Here is a 22,174-nt window from a genome sequence, read left to right on the forward strand (position 1 = left end):
GATCTGTTCCGACTGCCGAAGTGGCAGACGTTCCGAGCCGGTTACCCGAGTAATGAGCCGGCAAACTCGCCGAACATCGTCCAGGCGAGCGCGCCGAAGTCCTGTGCGTCCAGCGCGGCGGCCCCGTTCGGCACACATGCCAGCAGCTCGACGCCCGTCACGAGCGGCAACTCCTCCACGTTGACCCGCGCCGCCAGATCGGGTTCGGCCGGCCACGATCCGATCACCAGGCCCGCACATGTCACACCCGCTGCGCGCACCGCGGCGACGGTCAGCGCGCTGTGGTTGAGCGTCCCCAGCTCTGCCCCTGCCACGATCAGGACCGATGCGCCGACGGCGCCGGCGACATCGAGTGCGGTGAACCCGCCGGCACCCAGGCGCACCGCTACCCCGCCCGCACCCTCGACCACGACGAGATCGTGGGCCTCGTCGAGCCCTCGCACCGCGTCGACGACGTGGTCGAGTTCGAGCATCGACCGACCCGAACGGCGTGCTGCGACATCGGGCGCGAGTGGCTCGGGGTATCGCGCCAGCTCGATTCCGCGGACTCTCGAAAGACGTTCCACCACATCGATATCCGACTCGCCCAGGCAGTCGTCACCGACTCCGGTCTGTGCCGGTTTGCACACCGCCACCGTCCGTCCATGTGCCCGGGTGGCGGCCGCGAGCGCCGCGGTCACCACGGTCTTGCCGACGCCGGTCGACGTTCCGGTGACGAGAAGAACCGTCATCCCGACACCGCCGCACGCAATACCGTCGAGAGAACGGACGTGGCACGGTCGATATCGATGTCGCTGAGGTCGGCACGCGCGGTCAAACGCAGCCGAGATGCGTTCGCGGGAACCGACGGCGGCCGAAAGCACCCGACGCGCACGCCCAGGTCAAGACACTCCCCGGCCGCGCGGACGGCACGCACGGCGTCGCCGAGCACTACCGGAACCACCGCCGACGCCGTCGGCGATACACCGGCGGCCACCGCCAATTGCCCTGCCCGCCGACCGATCGCAGCGACCCGATCGGGTTCGCTGCGCAGCACCGCCAGCGCTGCCGATGCCGCGCCGACCGCGGCCGGGGCGAGCGCGGTATCGAAGACGAAACTGCGCGCACTGTGCAGTACCTGGTGCCGTACCGACGCCGGCCCGAGCACCACCCCGCCCTGCGATCCGAGCGCCTTGGACAGCGTCGCGGTGATCACCAGGTCCGGCAGTCCCGCCACACCGGCGTCGTGCACGGCACCGCGCCCACCGTCACCTCGGACGCCCAGCCCGTGGGCTTCGTCGACGATCAGCACCGCGTTCCATCTCCGGCAGGCTGCGTACAGCTCGTGCAGCGGCGCGAGGTCGCCGTGGGCACTGAAGATCGAGTCGGTCACCACGAGCGCGCGAGATTCCGTTCGTTCGCGGAGTAACTGCTCGACGTGCTCGACGTCGCGATGCCGCGCCACGGCCACCCGCGCCCGAGACAGACGGCAGGCATCGATCAACGACGCGTGCGACGCGGCGTCCGAGATCACGACGGAGTCGCGGTCGGCGAGCGCGGTGACGACTCCGAGATTGGCGGTGTAGCCGGACGAGAAGACCAGTCCGGTCTCGGCACCGACGAAGTCGGCAAGGTCCTGCTCGAGCTGTTCGTGGGCGGTGGTCGTGCCGGTGACCAGTCGAGATCCGGTGGACCCGGCGCCCCACCGACGCGTGGCCGCGCAGGCCGCGTCGACGACGTGCGGATGTCGAGACAGGCCGAGGTAATCGTTCGACGCCAAGTCGAGTGTCGAATCCTCGGGACTGCGAGCGTGGACGACGCGCTCGAGCCCGGCCGCGCGACGGTCGTATGCGGCGGCGTCGAGCCAATCGAGTGCACTCATGTCCACGACCATACTTGAACAGTGTTCAAGTATGGGTGTTCAAGTATGGTCGCGCGCCACCGCCACCATGGCGTCGGCGATGGCTGCCACATCGGCCTCGGTACAGACATACGGCGGCATCGCATAGACCAACCTGCCGAACGGCCGCAGCCACACACCTGCGTCCACGGCGACGGCCGTCGCACGTGCCATGTCGACCGCGCCGGTCAGTTCGATCACCCCGATTCCGCCGAGCACGCGCACGTCGGCGACGCCCGGGAACGACCGGGCCGGCTCGAGCCGCTCGGTCAGCACGTCTGCGACGGCGGCGACCTCGGCGCGCCAGTCGCGCGAGAGCAGCAGCTCCATCGACGCCACCGCGATCGCGCAGGCCAGTGGATTGCCCATGAACGTGGGCCCGTGCATCAGACCGCCCGCCTCACTGCTCGACACCGCCTCGGCCACGTGGGTGGTGCACAGCGTCGCCGCCAGCGTCATATAGCCGCCGGTCAACGCCTTGCCGACACACATGATGTCGGGTGCGATGCCCGCGTGATCGGCGGCGAAAAGCTCACCGGTGCGGCCGAACCCGGTGGCGATCTCATCGAAGATCAACAGCACGCCGTACTCGTCCGCGAGTCGGCGCAGTGCGAGCAGCAGACGTGCGTCGTGGAAGCGCATTCCGCCGGCACCCTGCACGATCGGCTCGACGATGATCGCGGCTACGCCGTTCGCATGCGCCGCGAGCACCTGCTCGAACTCGGCGACGTAGGCGGCGATACCCGCCGCAACGGACGCGGCGGGTGGCGCGGGCGCGAACACCTGCTGTGCCAGCACACCGGTCCACAACCTGTGCATCCCGCCGTCCGGATCGCAGACACTCATCGGCGCGAACGTGTCCCCGTGATAGCCGCCCCGCCACGTCAGCAACTTCGTACGCCCGCTCTCACCCCGTCCACGCCAGTACTGCAATGCAATCTTCACCGCGACTTCGACGGACACGGACCCGGAATCTGCGAGGAACACCTTGTCCAGCCCGGCCGGCGTGATCGAGACCAGCAGCTCCGCCAATCGCGCCGCCGGCGCATGAGTGAGGCCTCCGAACATCACGTGACTCATGCGGTCGAGCTGGTCTCGCGCTGCCGCGTCCAGCACCGGATGCCGGTAGCCGTGCACCGCCGCCCACCACGAACTCATCCCGTCGACGAGTTGGCGGCCGTCGGCCAACGTCAGTCGAACCCCGGACGCGCTGTCGACGACCAACGGTGTCGTCGTCGACGGAAACCCGCTGTAGGGATGCCAGAGATGCTCGGAATCTATTCGACGGACGTCGTCTGAAGTCAGCACGCCAGAGCACACTGCCACAGCACCCGACCGGACGTACCGAGACTGGGCGGGTGGCGAAATGTCCGAATCCTTTAGCATTGCGACATGACGACGCGCACCGTGACGAGACTGGCAGGGGTGGTCGTGGCCGTAACTCTGACGCTGTCCGCCTGCGGGGGACCGTCCGAAACGCCGACGCCCACGACCACCACGGCACCGGCGTTCGCGATCGACACCTCGACGCCGCTGGGCGAGATCAACGACCGAATTCTGCAGTGGATCAACGCCGACGCCGCCCCGGATCCGGCGGCGGTGGACGCCGTCACCGGCCCGGAGCTGGCGGCAGCACTCGAGCCGATGGGCGGGCTCGTCACCCCTCTCGAGCAGTTGCGCGCCGGCGCGCCGAACGTGGCGACGGGTTTCGAGGCCGGACCGGACAGCGCCGTTCTTCGCTTCACCACCGCCGGCATTCCGGCCACGATCACCACCTCCCTCGGTGCCGACGGCACGCTCGACGGCATTCTGGCCAGCCCGGAAACTCCGAAGATCTCGTCCTTCGACGAGCTCGATGCCGCCCTGTCGAAGGTGGCTCCGAATTACTCCTACAGCGCGTCTCGTCTGAACGGCGGTGAGTGCGAGTCGGTGTACTCGGTCAATGCCGACGCGATGCTCCCGCTGGGATCGGTGTTCAAGCTGTACGTTCTCGGGGCGCTGACCGACGAGATCGAGGCGGGCAGCGTGCAATGGGACGAGCAGCTCACCATCCGCGACGAGAACAAGAGTGCGCCCTCGGGTGAGCTGCAGAATCGCCGCGACGGCACGACGGTGTCGGTGCGCGAGGCCGCGGAGAAGATGATCTCGCTGTCCGACAACACCGCCACGGACCTGCTGATGGAACGCCTCGGTCGGGACCGCGTCGAGGCTCAGCTCGCCACGATGGGTCATCACGATCCCGCGGCGATGACGCCGATGATGGACACCCGACAGTTCTTCGTCATCGGGTTCGGGAATCCGAATCTTCGTTCCGAATGGGCGGACGCAGATGCCGACGCTCGCGAGCAGCTCCTGAAGCAAGCCGATTCCCGGCCGCTGGACATCGACTTCGAGAATTTTCTCGACAACCCGGCATCGGCCGACGGCGTGGAGTGGTTCGCCAACGCACAGGACGTGTGTGCGGCCGTGGGGTACCTGGCGACCGGCCCGTCGGCGGAGGAGAATCGACGGATCCTGGCCATCACCCCGGGTGTGCAGCTCGATCCCGCTCGCTGGCCGTACTCCGGCTTCAAAGGCGGAAACGCTCCTGGCGACCTCGCCGCGGCGTTCCTGACAACCGACGCCTCGGGGCAGGACTGGATCGTCACCGAGCAGTTCCGGGCGGACGGTGCCATCGACCTGATCCCGTCCAGCTACGCGTTCCTGGTTGCGCAGGAAGCTTTTGCTCTCTTGAAGTGAGTGGGATTTGTAACACCGGTGTTACCGCTGGATTACACTCGTGCCCGTGGAGGCACAACACGAACCGGCTCAGCAGGCGTGGCCGACGGGCTTCAAAGAGTTCCTGGTCTGCGAGTTCACCGACTTCAGTCCCCTGGTGACCAGGGCCATGGAGGACAACTGCGCGTCGCTGTTCCACGACGGTCCCTACGGCAGATCCGGCTTCTGGCGGACCTTCCGGGCCGTGTTCCGAGAATTCGTCTGGCCGGTCTGAAGTTCCGGGCCTCACGGGCCGCGGCAAAAGGTTACCGTCGAGTATGGCAACCACAACGGATCACCTTCGGAACACTCTGGACGGCCGCTGGCGTGATGTGAAGAACGAGGCGCGCAAGCAACTCGCGCGCGACGAGTTCCGCCCGCATTACACACCGAATACCGTCATCGCCCGCACCAAGGCGCTCGAGCAGCTCAAGCTTCTCGCCGCGGCCGGGGCTGCCGACAACGGATTCAAGAAGGAACACGGCGGTACCGGAGACGTCGGTGCCGCGGTGACGATGATCGAAATGCTCGCGATGAGCGACCTGTCGTTGATGGTCAAGGCCGGGGTCCAGTGGGGACTGTTCGGCGGTGCCATCGAGAACCTGGGTACCGAGCGGCACCACGAGGCGTACGTACCGAAGATCATCAACCTCGAGTTGCTGGGTTGCTTCGCCATGACGGAGACCGGACACGGCAGTGACGTGCAGTCTCTCGAGACGACGGCGACGTACGACCCGAAGACCGACGAGTTCGTGATCAACTCACCCACTCCGTCCTCCCGCAAGGACTACATCGGTGGTGCCGCCGAGACTGCGACCGTCGCTGCCGTCTTCGCGCAGCTGATCACCGCAGGGCCGGGCGAGGAGCCCGAGGGCCACGGCGTGCACTGCTTCTTCGTACCGCTGCGGGACGAGAACGGCGACGATCTCCCCGGCGTGACGACCTCGGATTGTCAGTACAAGGGCGGACTCCCTGGCGTGGACAACGGCCGACTGATGTTCGACCATGTCCGCATTCCGCGGGACAACCTGCTCAACAAGTACGCCGACGTCTCTGCCGACGGCACGTACACCTCCCCCATCGAGAATCCGTCCAGGCGGTTCTTCACGATGCTCGGCACGTTGATCCGCGGGCGCGTCACAGTCGGTGGCAGCGCTGCGGCCGCAGCTCGTGTCGCCCTCGACATCGCGACGCGATATGCGTTGCAGCGCAGGCAGTTCGCTGCCCCCGGTTCCGATCAGGAAGTGCTGATCATGGACTACCTGGTGCATCAGCGTCGACTCTTCCCGCTCATCGCCAAGTCGTACGCACTGCAGTTCGCGCAGAACGAGCTGGTGTCGAAGATGCACGAGCTGCAGACTGCGGACAACCCGGATGCCGAGGAGCAGCGCGAGCTCGAGTCGCGTGCCGCCGGCCTCAAAGCCGCCAACACCTGGCACGCCACTGCCGCGATCCAGGAAGCACGCGAGGCATGTGGCGGCGCTGGCTACCTGGCCGAGAACCGGCTGATCTCACTCAAGGCCGACACCGATGTGTTCACCACCTTCGAGGGCGACAACCACGTGCTCACGCAGTTGGTGGCCAAGGAACTGCTCACCGCGTACGCCGACGACGTGAAGTCGATGAGCCCGGTCGAGTGGGTCAAGTTCGCAGCCGACATGGTCGGCGATCGCGTCGTCAAACGCACTGCGGCGCAGGCGATCATGCAGACCATTCTCGATCGGCGTCAGGACAACGAAGAGGAGGGGTCGCTGTTCAACCGCGGCACCCAGGTCAAGATGTTCGAGGATCGTGAGGAGTATCTGCTGTCCACGGTCGCGCGCCGTCTGCAGTCGAAGTCGAAGGAGAGCAGTTCGTTCGACGCGTTCAACGCGGTACAGGACCACGTTCTGCACGCTGCGAGCGCCCACATCGACCGCATCATCTTCGAGGCCTTCATCGCCGGTATCGAGTCGTGTGAGGATGCGACCACCAAGGACCTGCTCGAGGAGGTCTGCGATCTCTACGCCCTGTCGGTGATCGAGGACGACAAGGCCTGGTTCATCGAGCATCGCTACCTGTCCACCGAGCGCTCCAAGGCAGTGACTCGCGCGATCAACGAGCGGTGCCGCACCCTGCGTCCGCATGCGGAGTTGCTGGTCGACGGCTTCGGTGTGCCCGAGGCTCTCGTCGGTGCAGCAATGCTCGGCGAGCCCGGAGCGGGTACCGAGGAAGAACCGGCCGGAAACCCCAGCCACGCGCACTGACGCGTAATCGGGGTTCAGCCGGGAGAGATCGCGAAGACCCGGCAGGGACCACCGGTCGCGCCCGCGTGCTTCGGTGCGCCGACGACGACCGTGGCCCCTGTCGGGGGCACGGCATCCAGATTCGCCAGTGCCTCCACTCCGTATCGGCCTGCGCCGAGTACCGCTGTGTGCGCTGGATAGTCGCGGTCGTTCATCCGATCGAGACTGAGCGTGTCGACCCCGATTCCGACGACGTTGCGCTCGCGCACCAGCATCCGTGCCGCGTCACCGCCGAACCCGGGTGCGGCACGTTCGGCGAGCCGGCCCTGCCATCGACTGTGCATGACCACCAGCGCGCGATCGGGTATGCGTCCGTGCTCGCGCTCCCACCGGGCGATGTCCTCGGTCGTCACGACCGATTCCGGATCCGACGCGGCCCGCGCGGAGATGTCCAGCACGACCAGCGGGGCGATCAGGTCTTCCAGCGGCAGGATGTCGGCCGTCGCACCGCCGCGCACTCGGTGTGCGGGGGCATCGATGTGCGTGCCCGTGTGCTCGTAGTACGAGAGCTTGTTGACGAGGAAGCCACCCAACTCGTAGGCGGCGACCGGGTGCATCGAGAACGGTTCGTTACCCGGCCACACCGGAAACGTCGGACTCAACGTGTGCGTCAGATCGATCAGTCGACCCGCGGGGATCGCCGGTACGACCGCCGGTGCGGCGTGTGCAGCACCGCCGGCCGCAACCGTCAGGGCAGCTGCCCCCAACGACCCGAACAGCGCCCTACGTCCGATTCTGCGGTGAACAGTTTCGACGACCTCGGGGCCGCACATCAGTCGGCAGCGGGGGTGACGAGCAGAACCTTGTCGTCGGATCCGTTGTCGGTGGTCAGCAGGAAGGCTCCGTCGCTTCCGAAGCTGGTGAGCGAGCGCAGCCGACCGTAGGTACCCACCAGGGCGTCGGCTTCGTCGACGTAGTCCGTGCCGTCCTCGGACAGCTTGAGGAACACGAGCTTCTCGCCCTGCTGACTCGACACCACTGCGGAACCGTTCCAGGAACCCCATCCCGCGCCGTTGGCGAACGTCAGGCCGGGCGTCGCGATAGTGGGGCTACCCGAACTCCACACCGCCGCGCGGGCCCCGGGCACCCGGGTGGGATCGGTCATCGGCACCGACTCGTCGTAGACGAACGGCAGCCGATCCGGCCGGTAGCCGTAGTTGCCGCCGGGGACCAGTAGGTTGAGTTCGTCGTCCCTGGTGGTTCCCTGCTCCACCTCGTAGATGTCTTGAGTGCCGGGCCGTATCGCGAGCCCCTGTACGTTCCGATGACCGAGCGTGAAGACACGTCCGGGTGCATCGGCCGCCGCCGAGCCATCGGCGTTGATGTGCAACACCTTGCCGCCCAACGAGTTTCGATCCTGCGGCACCGACGGCGACGCGGTGTCTCCGGTTCCGATGTACAGGGTGCCGTCGGGGTGGGCCAAGATGCGGCAGCCGCCGTGGCGACCACCGTCGGCGACGGGGATGTCGTCGACGAGTGTGCCGGTGCGCGTCAACTCGGTCCATGCGGAGTCGACGGTCCACGACACCACGGCGATATGGTTGTCGGTGCCCCCGCCCGCACTACCGGTGCCCGCACTGCCGGCACCTGTTCCCTGACCCTGCACGCCCTGGCAGGTGTAGATGGTTCTGGATGTGGCGAAGTCCGTCGCCAGTGCGATGCCCATCAGGCCTGTCTCGCCCGACGCGTAGAGATCGCCGAGATCCGCTTCGAGCTCGCGGGTGGCACCGCCGACGTCACGAATGACGAATCGCCCCGCTCGCTCGCCGGTCAGCACCGTCCCGTCGGGGGCAACCACGGCATCCCACGGTTTCGCGAGCCCGTCGAGCACGGTGGTGACCGTCAGGTCGGGCAGTGGATCAGCCTGTGCCGTCGCGCCCGTCGAGCATGCCAGCGTCAGGAAGACGCTGGCGGCGAGTACACCGGAACTGGACACCAGCTTGTTCATCCACACTCCTGACGACGATCGGCCACCAGCCCGATATGACCGGTATCACACGATCATAAACACACCGAGGAGATGGCCGACGCAGTCAGGACGCGATTCGGTAGCCGGCTTCTTCGATCGCGGCGTCGACGGCAGCAGCGTCGAGTTCCGCGTTGCTGCTGATCACGACGGCTCCGGTGTCGACGTCCACATCGACGCCCGTGACGCCCGGAACCTCGGACACTTCTTCTTTCACCGACGCTGCGCAATGCGCGCACGTCATACCTTCGACGGAGTAGGTCGTCTGCATTTTGTTGCCTCCTGTGCCTGGTCAGGAACGTACGAGACGCGCAATGGCCTCGGACGCCTCTTTGACTTTCGCGTCTGCTTCGGGTCCGCCCTGCCGCGCGGCGTCGACGACGCACCCGGCGAGGTGGGCGTCGAGCAGCTTCAGCGAGACGGACTGCAACGCCTTCGTCACCGCAGATACCTGGGTGAGGACGTCGATGCAGTACCGGTCGTCGGCGACCATGCGTGAAATGCCGGCCACCTGCCCCTCGATGCGACGCAGTCTTTTCAGCAGGTCGTCCTGTTCGGCGCTGTAGCTGCTCATGCCGTCGATCATACCCCTACCCGGTATGGGAAGGTTCGTCCGTCAGCAGGCGACGGACGCCATCGATGGCAACCAGTCCCCCGACGATCACCGCCAGGGCGGCGACCGCAATCCACGACCCCGAGTAGTACGTGCCCGTGTACGCCGGAGACACGTCGGGAACGGCGGCGAATTCGGTGGTGCGTACGCCTGCCTTCCAGCACACCACCGCGCAGATCACCGCGACCACTGCGAGGACCAGTTCCACCCAGCCGACGGACTTCCTCACACGTACTCCTGCTTCGCCGTCTCGAGTGCGGCGCGTAGACCGTCGTCATCCTTCGCCCACGCTTGCACCAGACCGCCACCGACCAGTCGCAACCCGATGCCGTGCCGTTTGCGCGGCACCCCCGAGAGCTCACCGAGAACGCGTGCGGTTTCCCACTTCTTCGGCTCGTATTCGCCGTCCTCGTACTCGGCAGGCGGGAAGATCTCCGTGATCTCGGCGACGTCGACGGTTTCGGTCCCCTGGCGCAGCTGCCGAGTGGTCAGCTCGACGCTGACATGCATGCGGGCCGCGCGGAGCTGTACGTAGGTCAGTCCGACGAGAATGAGCGAGAACAGCGCCAGGGCGAACCAGTGAATCACCGGTCCCGACGCCAGCTCGACTGCGAGCACCACCAGACAGAACGCGGGGCCCCACAGCAGGGCGCGCCAACGGCCACCGGGCTCGTGGAACAGAACGGGGTCGGTGCCGCCGAGATCATTGCTCACGAACGAACCACTCTCGCGCCGACGGGCGATACACCAGCACCGATGCAACGACCAGTGCGATCGTGATGATCAGCAACACGAATGGGAAGACGAGCGCGGCGAAGGTCAAGAGCAGCGCGGTGGCCCCGGACAGCGCCACCAACGCCCGTCGGAACCGTCGGGCGCCACCTCGGACGGGGCCCGACATCAGCCCCACTGCCAGGCCGACCACGCCGAAGATGACACCGAGCCCTCGGAACACGGTCAGAAAAGAGTCGATCTGTTCGTCGCTCGCACCGCCGTCGGTGAACGACGCGCGGATCTGATCGACGGGCAACGTGAGCGCGATCATGCAGACGACGATCAGCATCACTGCCGACGCCAACCACAACCAGTACGCGGTGGAGACCACCCGGGGACGAACCATCGATTCGTCAATGTCAGCACTCACGCTCGACATACTGCCACCGCGCGGTGGCACGGAGTTCAGCCGGCAGAGATTCCCAGCGCCATGATGGCGATGGCCGCCGACACGGCGAGCAGCAGACCGAGCAATGCCCACCCGGGCCTGCCGTTCTCGGCGGGACACGCGTTGCTCTCGGCCGCCGCGATCGACTCCGGGAGGGCACGACTGGGCGGCACCGGAATGTTCTCTGCCATGTTCGATCCGATCACTCGATACGTTTATCGAAAGTGATGGTAGTCACACCGACAGGCTCGGCGCGCGGAACACGCTCGAAATCAGCGCTTCCGCGAGGACAGGAAGTACTCGTTGGATTCCTTGCGGTGCATCAGGTAGATCGCACCCGCAGCGAGCACACCCTGGCCGATGCTCAGCACGCTCATGACGATGTTCATCGCACCGGTACTCGATGCGATCGCGAACAGGTCGAGAATCGTGGTGAACACGGTGATCGAGCCGATGATGGTCAGCAGCATGCGCGCCCACATCTTGCCGGCGCGCATCCGCTTCACCCAGAACAGGAACAACGCACCGAATCCCGCGACGACGAACAGCGTCACGACGAGCATCACCGTCACCATGGACTGCGTGGATTCGACGGTCATGTCCGCCGCCGCACCCTGTGCTGCGAGGTCGTCGAGCAAAGACTGCGCGAATTCCGCGCGTGCGCCGAACAGCGTCCACACCGAGTACAGCGCCGAGATCGCACCGATCAGTGCAACTCCCCACCACAGGTGCCGGGCAGTCTCCACATCCACCGGTGCCGGGCGAGCGGCCGGCTCGAGCTCGGGACCGGACTGAGGGAAGCCGTGTTCGAGCTCCCAGCGCTGCCAGTCCGGTTGCAACGGAGGATTGTTCGGCATGTTGCTGTCAGGATTGCTACCGTCCGCGTTGTTGCTCGGAGGAAAATCGTTCACAGCCAGCCCGCCACTTCGGTTGCCCAGTAGGTCAGTACGACATCTGCACCGGCGCGCCTGATGCCGACGAGCGATTCGAGGACCGCGGCATCCCGGTCGATCCACCCGTTCTGGGCAGCGGCGGTGATCATGGCATACTCCCCCGAAATCTGGTACGCCGCAACCGGAACCGGTGACATCTCGGCCACGTCGCGGAGAATGTCCAGATACGACATCGCCGGCTTGACCATCACCATGTCGGCACCCTCGGCAAGATCGAGCTCGACCTCGTGGGTCGCCTCACGGCGGTTGGCCGCGTCCTGCTGATACGTCCGACGGTCACCCTGCAGCGACGAGCCGACCGCTTCACGAAACGGTCCGTAGAACGCAGACGCGTACTTCGCCGAATACGCCAGCTGCCCCACCTCGACGTGACCGGCCGCATCGAGTCCAGCCCGAATGGCACCGACCTGGCCGTCCATCATGCCGCTCGGCCCGAGCAGGTGCGCTCCGGATTCCGCCTGCGCGACGGCCATGTCGACGTACCGCAGCAACGTCGCGTCGTTGTCGATCGAGCCGTTCTCGCTCAGCACACCGCAGTGGCCGTGCGAGGTGAACTCGTCGAGGCAGGTGTCGGCCATGATGACCGTCGAGTCACCGAGATCGGCTTTCAGACGGGCCAGGCCCCGGTTGAGGATTCCGTCGGGATCCGTTGCCCCCGAACCGTTCTCGTCCTTGTCCTCGACCTTGGGGACACCGAACAACATCACGCCGCCGACACCGGCTGCGACTGCTTCCTCGGCGGCCCTGCTCAGCGAGTCCAGCGTGTGCTGGAACACTCCGGGCATCGAGCTGATCGCGCGGGGCTCGGAGATGCCGTCGGCGACGAACATCGGCAACACCAGATGCCGTGGCTGCAGCGACGTTTCGGCCACGAGGCGGCGCAGTGCCGGAGTGCGGCGAAGGCGTCGGGGACGGTCGGTGGGGAACAAGCGAACCTGCCTCACTTGGTTCGTCGTGCGCGTTGTGTGTGGCCGGAGCTACGCACAACGCGCACGAGGCGCATTCAGCGCCTGCGTGACTTCTTACCGCCTGCGTGACTTCTTACCGCCTGCGTGACTTCTTGCGCGGTGGCGGCAGTGCACCCTCGGCCCGCAGCCGAGCCGCGTGTTCTGCCAGTGCCTCGACCAGCGGTCCGACCTGAGCCGACTCCGGCTGCACGTCCACGCGCAGACCGAACTCGACGGCCGTCTCGGCGGTCTTCGGGCCGATGCACGCGACGAGCGTGCGAGCATGCGGCTTACCTGCGATGCCGACCAGGTTCCGCACGGTGGAGCTCGAGGTGAAGCACACCGCGTCGAATCCACCGGTCTTGATCATCTCGCGGGTCTCGGCGGGGGGCGGCGCTGCCCGGACGGTGCGGTAGGCCGTGACGTCGTCGATCTCCCAGCCGCGTTCGCGCAGCCCTTCGGCGAGCGTCTCGGTAGCAATGTCGGCGCGCGGCAACAGAACTCGATTGACCGGGTCGAAGACCTCGTCGTACGGCGGGAAGTCCTCGAGCAGTCCGAGCGAGCTCTGCTCCCCCGACGGAACGAGTTCGGGATTGATGCCGAACGAGCGCACCTTGGCCGCGGTTGCCTCACCGACACAGGCGATCTTGACGCCGGAGAACGCACGCGCGTCCAGGCCGAATTCCTCGAACTTCTCCCACACCGCGCGAACGGCGTTGGTCGAGGTGAACACGACCCACTGGTAGCGGCCGTCGACCAGGCCCTTGACGGACCGTTCCATCTGAGCCGGGCTGCGCGGGGGCTCGACGGCGATGGTCGGAACTTCGATGGGGATGGCCCCGTGGGTGACGAGGCGATCGCTCATCTCGCCGGCCTGGTCCTTGGTGCGCGGCACCAGCACGGTCCAGCCGTACAGTGCGCGAGACTCCCACCAGGACATCTTGTTTCGTCCGGAGACGACCTTGCCGACGGTGACCACCAGAGATCCGACGAGCTCGGATCCCGCGTCGTTGAGGGTGGCCAGTGTGGCCTCGACGGTGCGCTGCTGACGGGTGGTGCCGCGCACGGTGATGGCTGCAGGTGTCTGCGGTGCCAGGCCGTGCTCGACGAGGGCACTGGCGGTTTCGGCCAGGTGCCCCGCCGTGGCGTGCAACACCAGCGGGCCGGGAGCAGCCGCGAGTGCAGCCCAGTCGACCTCGCCGCGAACGTCCGCTTCGGTGTGGCCGGAGCCGAGTGCCATGCCTGCGTAACTGGGTACCGCGGAGCCCGAAGGCAGACCGGGCAGCACCTCGAACGGCACGTGAGTGCGGGCCACGGCACTGACCTCGGCGATCACCGAGTCGGTGGTCAGCGGATCTCCCGAGACCAGACGCACCACATCGTGGCCGTTCTTGGCTTCGGCGAGAAGGGTTTTGGCGACCTCGGCGGGCTCACCCAGTGCCGGGCGCACCTCGACCCCGTTCTCACCCGTCTCGGCGTCGCGAGGGACGTCGGCACCGACGAGAGCGGTGACACCCTTGTCGACGTCGGGATCGGTGAAAGCGAGCTCGGCCGCTCCGAGCACTTCCCGTGCCCGGACCGTGAGCAGAGCCGGGTCACCGGGCCCGGATCCCACGAACAGGATCCGTCCGTTGGTGTTCTTGCGGACTGGGCTCATCGGTTGTTCTCCAGTGCTGTCTTGTATGGGTACTGCAGTTCTATCGGGGTTGCGGTGCCCCGTTTGGGAATCAGCCGGGCAGTGGCGATCGACTCTCTTCGCACTACGGGACGGGTCGCCGCGCGTTTGGCGCGTCCGCGAACGGGTGCCGTTATTGCCCTAGACATGAGATCCGCCCTGTGCTGGTTCGGTGACCGAAACGAGTTCGCGTGCACCGAGATCGAGTAGTTCGCGGGCCAGTTCGCGGCCCAGTTCCTCGGCCCGGTCGGGTGACCCGACGATCGACGCGCGAATGGTGTCGCTGCCGTCGATGGCCGCGACGCAGCCGCGAAGCGACAACTCGTCGAAGATGCGGCCGTCCTCGTCGATGGACTCGACGACCTCGGCGATGGCACCCACCGGCGCGGTGCAGCCGGCTTCGAGTTCGGCGAGCAGTCCGCGTTCGGCGGCCACTGCGGCCCGCGAATGTGCATCGTCCAGTGTGGCGATGGAGGCGGCGAGATCGGTGTCGCCACTGCGACATTCGACGGCCAGTGCACCCTGTGCGGGAGCCGGCAGCAACTGCACCGGATCCAGCGCTTCGGTGACGACGTCCAACCTGCCGATACGGGCCAGTCCTGCCCGCGCGACGATGACGGCGTCGAGCTCACCCGAGGCCACCTTGCCGATGCGGGTGTCGAGGTTGCCGCGCAGGGGTCGAACGTCCAATCCCTGTCCGAGAGCACGCAATTGAGCAATTCGGCGGGGTGCGGAGGTACCCACCTTCGCGTCGGCGGGCAGCTCACCGAGCACGAGCCCGTCGCGGGCCACCAGTGCATCGCGGGGATCTTCACGCGCCGGAATGGCAGCGATGGTGAAGCGCTCGTCGGCGGCGGTCGGCAGATCCTTGTACGAGTGCACGGCGATGTCGACGGTGCCGTCGGCCAGGGCCTCACGCAACGCCGCGGTGAACACTCCGACGCCGATGGTCTGCACCGGTGCTGCCGACAAATCGCCTGCGGTCTTGACGATCACCAGTTCGGCTTCGACTCCCGCCGCTGCGAGAGCCACCCGAACCGTATCGGCCTGAGTGGTCGCGAGAAGGCTTCCGCGAGTACCGATCTTGACGACGCCGGTCATTCCTGATCCCCCTCGGCGGTGGTTCCGGGGCGAAGATCGGTACGGCTCGCCGTGAAGTCGTCGACCAACTCCAGGGAGCCGATTTCCATGGGAGTCGCCACGGCCTCGGCCGAACCGGGGCTGAGCTCGAACAATTCGCGCAGCGCCGCAGCATAGGAATCTCCGCCGGGAGTGCTGGCGAGCTGCTTGACGCGCACCGTCGGTGAATGCAGCAACTTGTCGACGACGCGGCGCACGGTGCGGGCCACTTCGTCACGCTGCGGGGAGTCGAGCCCGGGCAGCCGCGACTCGAGCCGCAGCAGTTCCCCCTCGACCACCTCGGCGGCGCGCTGGCGCAGCGCTGTGACGGTGGGCGTGACCTCGGCAAGTCGTTGTCCCGCAAGGTAACCCGAGAGTTCGTTGGAAACGATCTCGCGTGCGGCCGACGCGTCGTTCGCGGCAGCTCCGGCAGCGGGGTCGCGCTGCAGGGATTCCATGTCGAAGACGGTGATGCCCGGCAGACCGGAGACGGCCGGGTCGACGTCGCGCGGCAGTCCCAGGTCGCAGATCACGAGCGGCCGGTCTGCGTCGCGGCGGGCGAGTGCGAGGTGGGCGTCGGCGATGGAGACGACGGCCCCCACCGCACCGGTGCAGGTGACGAGGATGTCGGCGGCGGCCACTGCGTCGGCCAGGTTCTCGAGCGCGACCGAGGAGGCGGTGATTCCGTTCGAGACGGCGTTCTCGGCCAGGTGGTCGGCTCGTTCGCGGGTGCGGTTGACGACGGTCAGCGAGTCGATTCCGGCGCGGCCCAGGTGTGCGACGGCGAGTCCGCCCATCGCTCCTGCGCCGAGGACCACCGCGGTGCGGCCGCGGAGCGAGCCGCCGAACACGTCTGCGGCGCGGTCGAGAGCGACGGACACCACCGAGGCTCCGGCGGCATCGATGCCGGTTTCGCTGTGCACGCGCTTGCCGACTCGCAGAGCCTGCTGCGCGAGTTCGTGCATGACGCGGCCCGATGCCTGCTGACCGTCCGAGGCGGCGTAGGCCGATCGAATCTGGCCGAGGATCTGCTGCTCTCCGATGACCATCGAGTCCAGGCCACTGGCCACGGCGAACAGGTGCTCGACGGCTGCCTCGCTGTACCGAACGTAGGCGTGCTTGGTCAGGTCGGCGATTTCGAGGCCGGAGTGCTCACCGAGAACTTCGCCGACGGCGGTCAGTGCGCCGTGGAACGCGTCGACGACCGCGTAGATCTCGACGCGGTTGCACGTGGAGACCACCATGACCTCGGAGATGTTTCCGCTGGCCATCAGTTTGTCGGTCAGTTTCGGGCGATCGGTGTCCGTGATGGCGACACGCTCGAGGACTGCGACGGGAGCGCTACGGTGCGATATCCCGACGAGAAGGACACTCACGGTGCAATCACCGATCCGTTTCTTGTCGAACTGTTGACTGGGCTTGGATTACCGGCGATGCGCGGGCCGTGACTGCGGCCCAGACGCGAGGTGGAAGGCAGTGGTGACGCCGACACGGGCGTCGGCACCGGGGCCGTCACGATCGTCGGCCCGGACACGTTGCGGGAGCTGTTGAAGGACAGAACCTGCATCTCGACGGCCAGGTCGACTCGGCGTACCTCGACGTGGTCGGGGACGTCGAGCACCATCGGCGAGAAGCTCAAGATGCACTCGACTCCGCCCGAAACGAACCGGCCCGCCACCTGGTGGACGGCCTCGTCGGGAGTGGCGATGACACCGATGGTCGCCTCGAGTTCGCGGCAGGCGTCTTCGAGCTCGTCGATATGCCGAACGGTGAGTCCCTCGACCTCGGTGCCGACTCGCGCGGGGTCGTTGTCGAACAGGCCGACCATGGTGAATCCGCGACGTGCGAAACCGCCGTATCCGGCGAGGGCCTGACCGAGGTTGCCCACACCGGCCAGTACGACGCGGTGGCCACGGTCGAGCCCGAGAGCACTGTCGATCTTGGCGCGCAGGCGCGCGACGTCGTAACCGACTCCGCGCACACCGTTGGGTCCGAGGAACGAGAGATCTTTGCGCAATTTCGCAGATCCGACGCCTGCTGCGGTGGCAAGCTCTTCACTCGAGACGATGAGAACGCCTTCGTCTGCAAGGATCGAGAGGACCCGCAGGTATGTCGCCAGACGAGTGACCGTAGCCTGAGGGATGACCCGCTCTACGCCGCTGGGCGACGGGCGCTCTTCGGTCACGTCTGGGGCTCCTCGTCCGAACGGCGTCGATGCCGGTCTTCACGCTGATCCTGCGTTCGTGTCTATTTCACGAATGCTGTTCACACCACGGTAACTGCTTGTGAACGAATGAACAAAGTTGCGCATACCGGCCCTCACCTGCACACGGAGAGCAATCACACGTTCTTAGGGTGCCCTGCCCGGCCCAGATCGGCCCGCAATCGGGGCACGTCGACCTCCCAGTAACTGTGCTCGACACCGTCGAGTAGCACCACGGGCACTCGGTCGCCGTACTCCGCGCGCAGGTCAGGCGATTCGGCCGCGGCCTCGTCCACGTCGATGACCGTCACGGCGACGCCGAATTCGGCGCACACTTCGTGGAGCACCGCGGACGCGTGGGTGCAGGAATGGCAGCCTGCGCGGGTGAGAAGTGCCACGCCGGACGGAGTCGTTTCCATCCGTCCACTCTGACATGCCGGTAACAGAGACGAAGGTCACAGCTGCGCGGTGCGTCGGGAACTGTTCATCGTCGGTAGGTGCCGTCGTGCGACGCTCGTGTCGGACACACGCATTAGGCTGCGAGTGACGTACTGGCGAGGGAGGTGGACGTGGTGACTGACGGGGGCACAGACCTGCCGATCGAGGACACGCCCGATGTCGACATGGTCGACACGAACGATCCGGACGGGGACAAGCAGCGCAAGCGGCGTATTCGCCGGATTCGCAATCCGTTCGGCCCGTCCGATGCGGAGGTCCGCGCCAACGTCGCGGGTGAAGCGAGCGCCGATGCCGCTCTCGCCCTGCAGGTCGAGTCCGAGGGAGCGGTTCCCCGCGATCTGACCGCAGCCGCCTTCTTCGACGTGGACAACACCATGGTCCAGGGCGCGTCGATCATCCACTTCGCGCGCGGACTCGCCGCCCGAAAGTACTTCACCACGGGCGACGTGGCCCAATTCGCTTGGCAGCAAGTCAAATTCAGGGTCAGCGGCAAGGAGAACAGCGAGGACGTGGCCAGTGGCCGCGAGAAGGCGCTCTCGTTCATCACCGGTCGTCCCACTGCCGAACTGAGCCGGCTCGGCGAGGAAATCTACGACGAGATGATCGCCGACAAGATCTGGGCGGGCACCCGTGCCCTCGCCCAGATGCACCTCGACGCAGGTCAGCAGGTGTGGCTGGTCACCGCCACTCCCCTCGAACTGGCGCAGATCATCGCCAAGCGGCTGGGCCTGACGGGCGCGCTGGGAACTGTCGCCGAGAGTAAGGACGGCGTCTTCACCGGCCGTCTCGTCGGCGACATCCTGCACGGCATCGGCAAAGCTCATGCGGTGCGGTCGTTGGCCGTACGTGAAGGCCTCAACCTCAAGCGGTGCACCGCGTATTCGGACAGCCACAACGACGTGCCGATGCTCTCTCTCGTCGGTACCGCGGTCGCGATCAACCCCGATCCGGACCTGCGTGAGCTGGCGAAGAACCGCGGCTGGGAAATTCGCGACTATCGCACCGGACGCAAGGCCGCCAAGATCGGTGTTCCCACTGCGCTGGCCCTGGGCGCGGTGGGCGGCGGTCTCGCCGCGGTGATCGGTCGCCGCAAGGCCTGACCTCGCCCGTCCGTCGGGTCAGAGCGTCAGTTGCATCAGGGTCAGGTCCAGCCAGCGCCCGAACTTGACCCCCACCTCCGGCATCTGTCCGACGCGAACGAATCCGAACTTCTCGTGCAGTGCGATGGACGTGGTGTTCTCGGATTCGATGAACCCCACCAACACGTGGATGTCGCCGCCTCGGGCGCGGTCGATCAATTCGCTCAGCAAGGCACTGGCCAGGCCGCGGCGATAGAAGTCGCGGTGGATGTACACCGAATGTTCCACCGAGTGCCGGTAGCCGCTCTTGACTCGCCACTGTCCGTACGACGCGTAGCCGGCGACCCGCCCGTCGACCTCCGCGGTGAGTACCGGGTACCCGGCAGCGATCCGTCCCTCGAACCACGCTGTGCGATCGGCGAGGTCCACCTGTTCCTCGTCCCAGATGGCGGTGGTGTTGGCGACCGCATCGTTGTGGATGTCGAGAATGTCGGGGAGGTCTTCTACCATGGTGTCGCGAATATGCACTGGCAGAGGATAACCCGAGCTATCCGAGAAAGACGTTGCGTCTCTTGGCAAGCAGTCGGTACAGCGTGTGCTGAATGGTTTCGCGCACGTGGTCGGTCAGCTCGAAGAGCACCATCGGATCCTCGAACGCGGTGGCGTCGTAGGAGTCGGTGTGAATGGGCTTGCCGAACTCGATGTACCACTTCGACGGCAACGGAATCAGGCCCAGCGGCCCGAGGTGCGGGAAGAACGGTGTCACCGGGAAGTACGGCATCCCCATCAGTCGTGCCAGCGGGGCGATGTCGCCGATCTTCGGGTAGATCTCCTCTGACCCGACGATGGAGCACGGAATGATCGGCGCACCCGTTCGCAGTGCAGCCGAGACGAACCCGCCGCGGCCGAACCGCTGCAACTTGTACCGCTCACTGAACGGTTTGCCGATGCCCTTGAAGCCCTCCGGGAACACGGCGGCAACTTCCCCGGTGCGCAGCAGCCGCTCCGCGTCGGGATTGCACGCCAGCGTATGCCCGGCCTTGCGGGCGATCGTGCCGACGCCGGGCATCTCGAATGCCATGTCGGCAGCCAACATTCGCAACGGCCGGTGGGCAGGGTGATGATCGCGCACGGCAACCGACGTCATCAGCGCATCGACCGGTACGACTCCGGCGTGGTTGGCCACGACGAGCGCACCTCCCTCGGCGGGGATGTTCTCGATGCCCTTGACCTCGACGCGGAACCATTTGTCGAACAGCGGACGCAGCAGCGGCAGCCACACGGCATCGGCGAAGTGCGGGTCGTAGCCGAACTCGTCGACGCTGTAGTCGCCGGCCAGGCGTCGACGCACGAACTCGGCGACCGAGGAGATCTGGTCGACGATCGCGGTCTTGGTGTCGTCGATCATCGACAGCACGGGTGCCGCTTCTGCGGAGATCGTGGCCGCAGAAGCGGCGGGGGTCGGGTCCACCAGCGGCGTCGGCTCACGTGGATCGGCGTAGGCCGATGGGTGCCGCTCGCGTGAACCCTGCGCTGCGCGGGCGGACCGGGCGGACGCGCCGCCGTGCAAGGGAATGACTTTGGCCACGTCGCTCAACTGTCCGCTCCGGATTCTCGCGCCGTGTCGGCACTGCCGAGCGAGGCCAGTACGCGCGCCGCGGACGCCCCCGTGTCGACGGCCCCGAGCAGCCGATTCTCGATCGCGTCGACCCATTCGGTTCGGACGACCGGCCGAAGAGCCGCGCCGCGCACGAAGTCGTCGAACGCCTGGACTGTGGTCCACCGAGGCTCGAACCCGAGCACGGACCGCATCCGTGTGGTGTCCAGCCCGCAGCCGAAATGGAAGTAATCGAGTTGCTCGGTCGTGAATTCGCGCATCATTCCGCCCATGAGCGCCCGCCCCACGCTCTTGAACAGTGGAAACGGCACCGGAACCTGCACGCGACCGGCACGTCGAATCGCCTGCGACAGCATGATGGTGCCGTCGGCACCGATGTTGAACGTGCCCGCCGGCCCGCCGATGGTCGCGCGTTCGAGGGCCGCAAGGGCGTCCTCCTCGTGCAACAACTGCATGCGCGCGTCGCGTCCGACGATGCTCGGGATCAGCGGTGACGTCATGTACCGGGAGATGGTGCCGTTGAGCCGCGGGCCGATCAGTGGGGCCATACGCAGGATCGATACCGCGATATCCGGGCGACGACGACCGAGTCCGCGAATGTAGCCCTCGATGTCGATGGTGTCCTTGGCGTACGCGCCGCTCGGTGGGCGTCGGGCACTCATCTCCTCGGTGAATTTCACCGGATCCTTGGCGCTGCATCCGTACACCGAGGACGACGACCGCAGGACCACCTTCTCCACGGTCGGCGACTTCTGGCACACCGCGAACAGCTGCATGGCTCCGATGACGTTGAGGTCTTTCATCGTCGCGCGGCCGCCGGATTTCGGGGGCTTGGCGACCGTGGCCGCATGCACCACGGTATCGACGCCGGCGTTACGAATCACCTTGCCGATCAACGGGTTTCGAATGTCGGCACGAACGAATTCCGCGCGACCCATACGTCGCAGCAGATCTTTGCTCGGAGATTTCTCGTCGACGGCGATGACACGTTCGATGCGAGGATTCTGAGCGAGCCGGGTCACGAGGTATCCGCCGAGGAATCGACTGGCACCGGTCACGAGCACCACCCGGGGCGCGGCAACACCACGATCGCTCGGACTCACTGCGCCTCCCCAACTTCGGCTCCCGTGCCGAGCCTACTGGATCGACAGGTTTCCGCGAGGTCTGAAAGGAAAGGAGGCCTGGAAGGAGAGATGCAACTCGCCTTCGAACGAGCAGAGCCCGCCACCGATGGTGACGGGCTCGGCCGTGAAGCAGATGACGGCAGGCTTATTTGCCGAGTTTCCTGCGCTGCACGCGGGTACGACGAAGCAGCTTGCGGTGCTTCTTCTTCGACATGCGCTTGCGACGCTTCTTGATCACTGAACCCATGCGGGTGTCCTCACGTTCTTCTCTAGCGTTTTCGCGCACGCCGTTTGCGTACGCCTACCTGACAACCAAGCCCGAAGGCTTCGAGCCA

General features: G+C 66.4%; 26 protein-coding genes. 4 read left to right on the forward strand and 22 right to left on the reverse strand.

The genetic code is table 11. The annotated features are described in order from the left end of the window. Nucleotides 1-41: 41 nt before the first annotated feature. From bioD to AB0O58_RS01855, 3 genes are read right to left on the reverse strand one after another with little or no spacing between them, the layout of a single operon-like run. Entirely contained in the window at nucleotides 42-731 is a 690-nt protein-coding gene (gene bioD, locus AB0O58_RS01845) for a dethiobiotin synthase (protein WP_032375563.1), read from the reverse strand. Further along, nucleotides 728-1,873 (reverse strand): 8-amino-7-oxononanoate synthase, encoded by a 1,146-nt coding sequence (locus tag AB0O58_RS01850; RefSeq protein ID WP_196249256.1) that lies wholly within the window; start codon nucleotides 1,871-1,873, stop codon nucleotides 728-730. The genes bioD and AB0O58_RS01850 overlap by 4 nt, the downstream gene beginning before the upstream one ends. A gap of 27 nt (nucleotides 1,874-1,900) precedes the next feature. Continuing rightward, nucleotides 1,901-3,199: an adenosylmethionine--8-amino-7-oxononanoate transaminase gene (locus AB0O58_RS01855; protein WP_366237795.1), complete on the reverse strand. Its 1,299-nt coding sequence runs from the start codon at nucleotides 3,197-3,199 to the stop codon at nucleotides 1,901-1,903. 72 nt (nucleotides 3,200-3,271) lie between these two features. On the opposite strand from AB0O58_RS01855, the gene AB0O58_RS01860 reads away from it, so the two are divergent. Genes AB0O58_RS01860 through AB0O58_RS01870 form a run of 3 tightly spaced genes read left to right on the forward strand, consistent with a single transcriptional unit; the run spans nucleotide 3,272 to nucleotide 6,882 of the window. Continuing rightward, nucleotides 3,272-4,618, forward strand: coding sequence for a serine hydrolase (locus AB0O58_RS01860; protein WP_366237775.1), 1,347 nt, complete (start codon nucleotides 3,272-3,274; stop codon nucleotides 4,616-4,618). Nucleotides 4,619-4,664: 46 nt separating this feature from the next. Further along, the gene (locus AB0O58_RS01865; RefSeq protein ID WP_027498338.1) at nucleotides 4,665-4,871 is read left to right on the forward strand and encodes a hypothetical protein; all 207 of its coding nucleotides are present in this window, start codon (nucleotides 4,665-4,667) and stop codon (nucleotides 4,869-4,871) included. Between the two features lie 43 nt (nucleotides 4,872-4,914). After that, on the forward strand, nucleotides 4,915-6,882 hold the full coding sequence (locus tag AB0O58_RS01870; RefSeq protein ID WP_027498339.1) for an acyl-CoA dehydrogenase: 1,968 nt from the start codon (nucleotides 4,915-4,917) through the stop codon (nucleotides 6,880-6,882). Nucleotides 6,883-6,896: 14 nt separating this feature from the next. Here the strand turns inward: AB0O58_RS01870 and AB0O58_RS01875 are convergent, their stop codons facing one another. The 15 genes from AB0O58_RS01875 to AB0O58_RS01945 form a co-directional block, all read right to left on the reverse strand. Further along, on the reverse strand, nucleotides 6,897-7,694 hold the full coding sequence (locus AB0O58_RS01875; RefSeq protein WP_283348405.1) for a cyclase family protein: 798 nt from the start codon (nucleotides 7,692-7,694) through the stop codon (nucleotides 6,897-6,899). Continuing rightward, nucleotides 7,694-8,869 carry a PQQ-dependent sugar dehydrogenase gene (locus AB0O58_RS01880; protein WP_032375560.1) on the reverse strand — a complete coding sequence of 392 codons (1,176 nt, stop codon included), beginning with the start codon at nucleotides 8,867-8,869 and terminating at the stop codon, nucleotides 7,694-7,696. Before AB0O58_RS01880 ends, AB0O58_RS01875 begins: the two co-directional genes overlap by 1 nt. Before the next feature lie 85 nt (nucleotides 8,870-8,954). Continuing rightward, on the reverse strand, nucleotides 8,955-9,158 hold the full coding sequence (locus AB0O58_RS01885; protein ID WP_032375559.1) for a heavy metal-associated domain-containing protein: 204 nt from the start codon (nucleotides 9,156-9,158) through the stop codon (nucleotides 8,955-8,957). Between the two features lie 21 nt (nucleotides 9,159-9,179). Beyond that, nucleotides 9,180-9,461 (reverse strand): metal-sensitive transcriptional regulator, encoded by a 282-nt coding sequence (locus AB0O58_RS01890; protein WP_027498342.1) that lies wholly within the window; start codon nucleotides 9,459-9,461, stop codon nucleotides 9,180-9,182. Between the two features lie 16 nt (nucleotides 9,462-9,477). Then, a complete protein-coding gene (locus AB0O58_RS01895; RefSeq protein WP_032375558.1) occupies nucleotides 9,478-9,729 on the reverse strand; it encodes a hypothetical protein in 252 nt (83 codons plus the stop codon). Further along, entirely contained in the window at nucleotides 9,726-10,214 is a 489-nt protein-coding gene (locus tag AB0O58_RS01900; RefSeq protein WP_027498343.1) for a hypothetical protein, read from the reverse strand. The genes AB0O58_RS01895 and AB0O58_RS01900 overlap by 4 nt, the downstream gene beginning before the upstream one ends. Further along, nucleotides 10,204-10,644 (reverse strand): hypothetical protein, encoded by a 441-nt coding sequence (locus AB0O58_RS01905; RefSeq protein WP_155288584.1) that lies wholly within the window; start codon nucleotides 10,642-10,644, stop codon nucleotides 10,204-10,206. Before AB0O58_RS01905 ends, AB0O58_RS01900 begins: the two co-directional genes overlap by 11 nt. A 35-nt stretch (nucleotides 10,645-10,679) precedes the next feature. Beyond that, nucleotides 10,680-10,853 (reverse strand): hypothetical protein, encoded by a 174-nt coding sequence (locus AB0O58_RS01910; protein ID WP_155288423.1) that lies wholly within the window; start codon nucleotides 10,851-10,853, stop codon nucleotides 10,680-10,682. Nucleotides 10,854-10,934: 81 nt separating this feature from the next. Then, nucleotides 10,935-11,573, reverse strand: coding sequence for a hypothetical protein (locus AB0O58_RS01915; protein ID WP_230593372.1), 639 nt, complete (start codon nucleotides 11,571-11,573; stop codon nucleotides 10,935-10,937). Continuing rightward, the gene (gene hemB / locus AB0O58_RS01920) at nucleotides 11,570-12,544 is read right to left on the reverse strand and encodes a porphobilinogen synthase (RefSeq protein WP_027498346.1); all 975 of its coding nucleotides are present in this window, start codon (nucleotides 12,542-12,544) and stop codon (nucleotides 11,570-11,572) included. The genes AB0O58_RS01915 and hemB overlap by 4 nt, the downstream gene beginning before the upstream one ends. Before the next feature lie 112 nt (nucleotides 12,545-12,656). Beyond that, nucleotides 12,657-14,219, reverse strand: a complete 1,563-nt coding sequence (locus AB0O58_RS01925) for a bifunctional uroporphyrinogen-III C-methyltransferase/uroporphyrinogen-III synthase (RefSeq protein WP_027498347.1) — start codon at nucleotides 14,217-14,219, stop codon at nucleotides 12,657-12,659. Between the two features lie 159 nt (nucleotides 14,220-14,378). Then, nucleotides 14,379-15,338 (reverse strand): hydroxymethylbilane synthase, encoded by a 960-nt coding sequence (gene hemC, locus AB0O58_RS01930; RefSeq protein ID WP_027498348.1) that lies wholly within the window; start codon nucleotides 15,336-15,338, stop codon nucleotides 14,379-14,381. Next, the gene (locus tag AB0O58_RS01935; RefSeq protein WP_032399451.1) at nucleotides 15,335-16,732 is read right to left on the reverse strand and encodes a glutamyl-tRNA reductase; all 1,398 of its coding nucleotides are present in this window, start codon (nucleotides 16,730-16,732) and stop codon (nucleotides 15,335-15,337) included. The genes hemC and AB0O58_RS01935 overlap by 4 nt, the downstream gene beginning before the upstream one ends. After that, nucleotides 16,729-17,541 carry a redox-sensing transcriptional repressor Rex gene (locus tag AB0O58_RS01940; RefSeq protein WP_027498350.1) on the reverse strand — a complete coding sequence of 271 codons (813 nt, stop codon included), beginning with the start codon at nucleotides 17,539-17,541 and terminating at the stop codon, nucleotides 16,729-16,731. The genes AB0O58_RS01935 and AB0O58_RS01940 overlap by 4 nt, the downstream gene beginning before the upstream one ends. A gap of 155 nt (nucleotides 17,542-17,696) precedes the next feature. Further along, the gene (locus AB0O58_RS01945) at nucleotides 17,697-17,978 is read right to left on the reverse strand and encodes a glutaredoxin family protein (protein ID WP_027498351.1); all 282 of its coding nucleotides are present in this window, start codon (nucleotides 17,976-17,978) and stop codon (nucleotides 17,697-17,699) included. Nucleotides 17,979-18,182: 204 nt separating this feature from the next. Between AB0O58_RS01945 and AB0O58_RS01950 the strand changes: the two genes are divergently transcribed. Then, nucleotides 18,183-19,118, forward strand: coding sequence for an HAD-IB family hydrolase (locus AB0O58_RS01950; protein WP_045840673.1), 936 nt, complete (start codon nucleotides 18,183-18,185; stop codon nucleotides 19,116-19,118). 18 nt (nucleotides 19,119-19,136) lie between these two features. On the opposite strand, the gene AB0O58_RS01955 is transcribed toward AB0O58_RS01950, so the two are convergent. The 4 genes from AB0O58_RS01955 to AB0O58_RS01970 all read right to left on the reverse strand — a co-directional run bounded on the left by AB0O58_RS01955 (nucleotide 19,137) and on the right by AB0O58_RS01970 (nucleotide 22,086). Beyond that, the gene (locus AB0O58_RS01955) at nucleotides 19,137-19,607 is read right to left on the reverse strand and encodes a GNAT family N-acetyltransferase (protein WP_269431362.1); all 471 of its coding nucleotides are present in this window, start codon (nucleotides 19,605-19,607) and stop codon (nucleotides 19,137-19,139) included. A 37-nt stretch (nucleotides 19,608-19,644) separates the two neighbouring features. Beyond that, a complete protein-coding gene (locus tag AB0O58_RS01960) occupies nucleotides 19,645-20,694 on the reverse strand; it encodes a lysophospholipid acyltransferase family protein (RefSeq protein WP_032399453.1) in 1,050 nt (349 codons plus the stop codon). Next, the gene (locus tag AB0O58_RS01965) at nucleotides 20,691-21,818 is read right to left on the reverse strand and encodes an NAD-dependent epimerase/dehydratase family protein (protein ID WP_366237776.1); all 1,128 of its coding nucleotides are present in this window, start codon (nucleotides 21,816-21,818) and stop codon (nucleotides 20,691-20,693) included. Before AB0O58_RS01965 ends, AB0O58_RS01960 begins: the two co-directional genes overlap by 4 nt. A 166-nt stretch (nucleotides 21,819-21,984) precedes the next feature. Beyond that, a complete protein-coding gene (locus AB0O58_RS01970; RefSeq protein WP_003402602.1) occupies nucleotides 21,985-22,086 on the reverse strand; it encodes an AURKAIP1/COX24 domain-containing protein in 102 nt (33 codons plus the stop codon). Nucleotides 22,087-22,174: the final 88 nt, after the last annotated feature.

Source organism: Rhodococcus sp. NPDC080181 (assembly GCF_040702225.1).
GTDB lineage: Bacteria > Actinomycetota > Actinomycetes > Mycobacteriales > Mycobacteriaceae > Rhodococcoides > Rhodococcoides fascians.

Bases quoted from the DNA above. Each gene is read 5' to 3' on its own strand.
- AB0O58_RS01925 (WP_027498347.1), bottom strand. From the start codon at position 14,219: ATGAGCCCAGTCCGCAAGAACACCAACGGACGGATCCTGTTCGTGGGA.
- AB0O58_RS01910 (WP_155288423.1), bottom strand. From the start codon at position 10,853: ATGGCAGAGAACATTCCGGTGCCGCCCAGTCGTGCCCTCCCGGAGTCG.
- AB0O58_RS01955 (WP_269431362.1), bottom strand. From the start codon at position 19,607: ATGGTAGAAGACCTCCCCGACATTCTCGACATCCACAACGATGCGGTC.
- AB0O58_RS01890 (WP_027498342.1), bottom strand. From the start codon at position 9,461: ATGAGCAGCTACAGCGCCGAACAGGACGACCTGCTGAAAAGACTGCGT.
- AB0O58_RS01950 (WP_045840673.1), top strand. From the start codon at position 18,183: ATGGTCGACACGAACGATCCGGACGGGGACAAGCAGCGCAAGCGGCGT.
- AB0O58_RS01880 (WP_032375560.1), bottom strand. From the start codon at position 8,869: ATGAACAAGCTGGTGTCCAGTTCCGGTGTACTCGCCGCCAGCGTCTTC.
- AB0O58_RS01875 (WP_283348405.1), bottom strand. From the start codon at position 7,694: ATGTGCGGCCCCGAGGTCGTCGAAACTGTTCACCGCAGAATCGGACGT.
- AB0O58_RS01870 (WP_027498339.1), top strand. From the start codon at position 4,915: ATGGCAACCACAACGGATCACCTTCGGAACACTCTGGACGGCCGCTGG.
- AB0O58_RS01970 (WP_003402602.1), bottom strand. From the start codon at position 22,086: ATGGGTTCAGTGATCAAGAAGCGTCGCAAGCGCATGTCGAAGAAGAAG.
- bioD (WP_032375563.1), bottom strand. From the start codon at position 731: ATGACGGTTCTTCTCGTCACCGGAACGTCGACCGGCGTCGGCAAGACC.
- AB0O58_RS01860 (WP_366237775.1), top strand. From the start codon at position 3,272: ATGACGACGCGCACCGTGACGAGACTGGCAGGGGTGGTCGTGGCCGTA.
- AB0O58_RS01885 (WP_032375559.1), bottom strand. From the start codon at position 9,158: ATGCAGACGACCTACTCCGTCGAAGGTATGACGTGCGCGCATTGCGCA.
- AB0O58_RS01850 (WP_196249256.1), bottom strand. From the start codon at position 1,873: ATGGTCGTGGACATGAGTGCACTCGATTGGCTCGACGCCGCCGCATAC.
- AB0O58_RS01945 (WP_027498351.1), bottom strand. From the start codon at position 17,978: ATGGAAACGACTCCGTCCGGCGTGGCACTTCTCACCCGCGCAGGCTGC.
- hemC (WP_027498348.1), bottom strand. From the start codon at position 15,338: ATGACCGGCGTCGTCAAGATCGGTACTCGCGGAAGCCTTCTCGCGACC.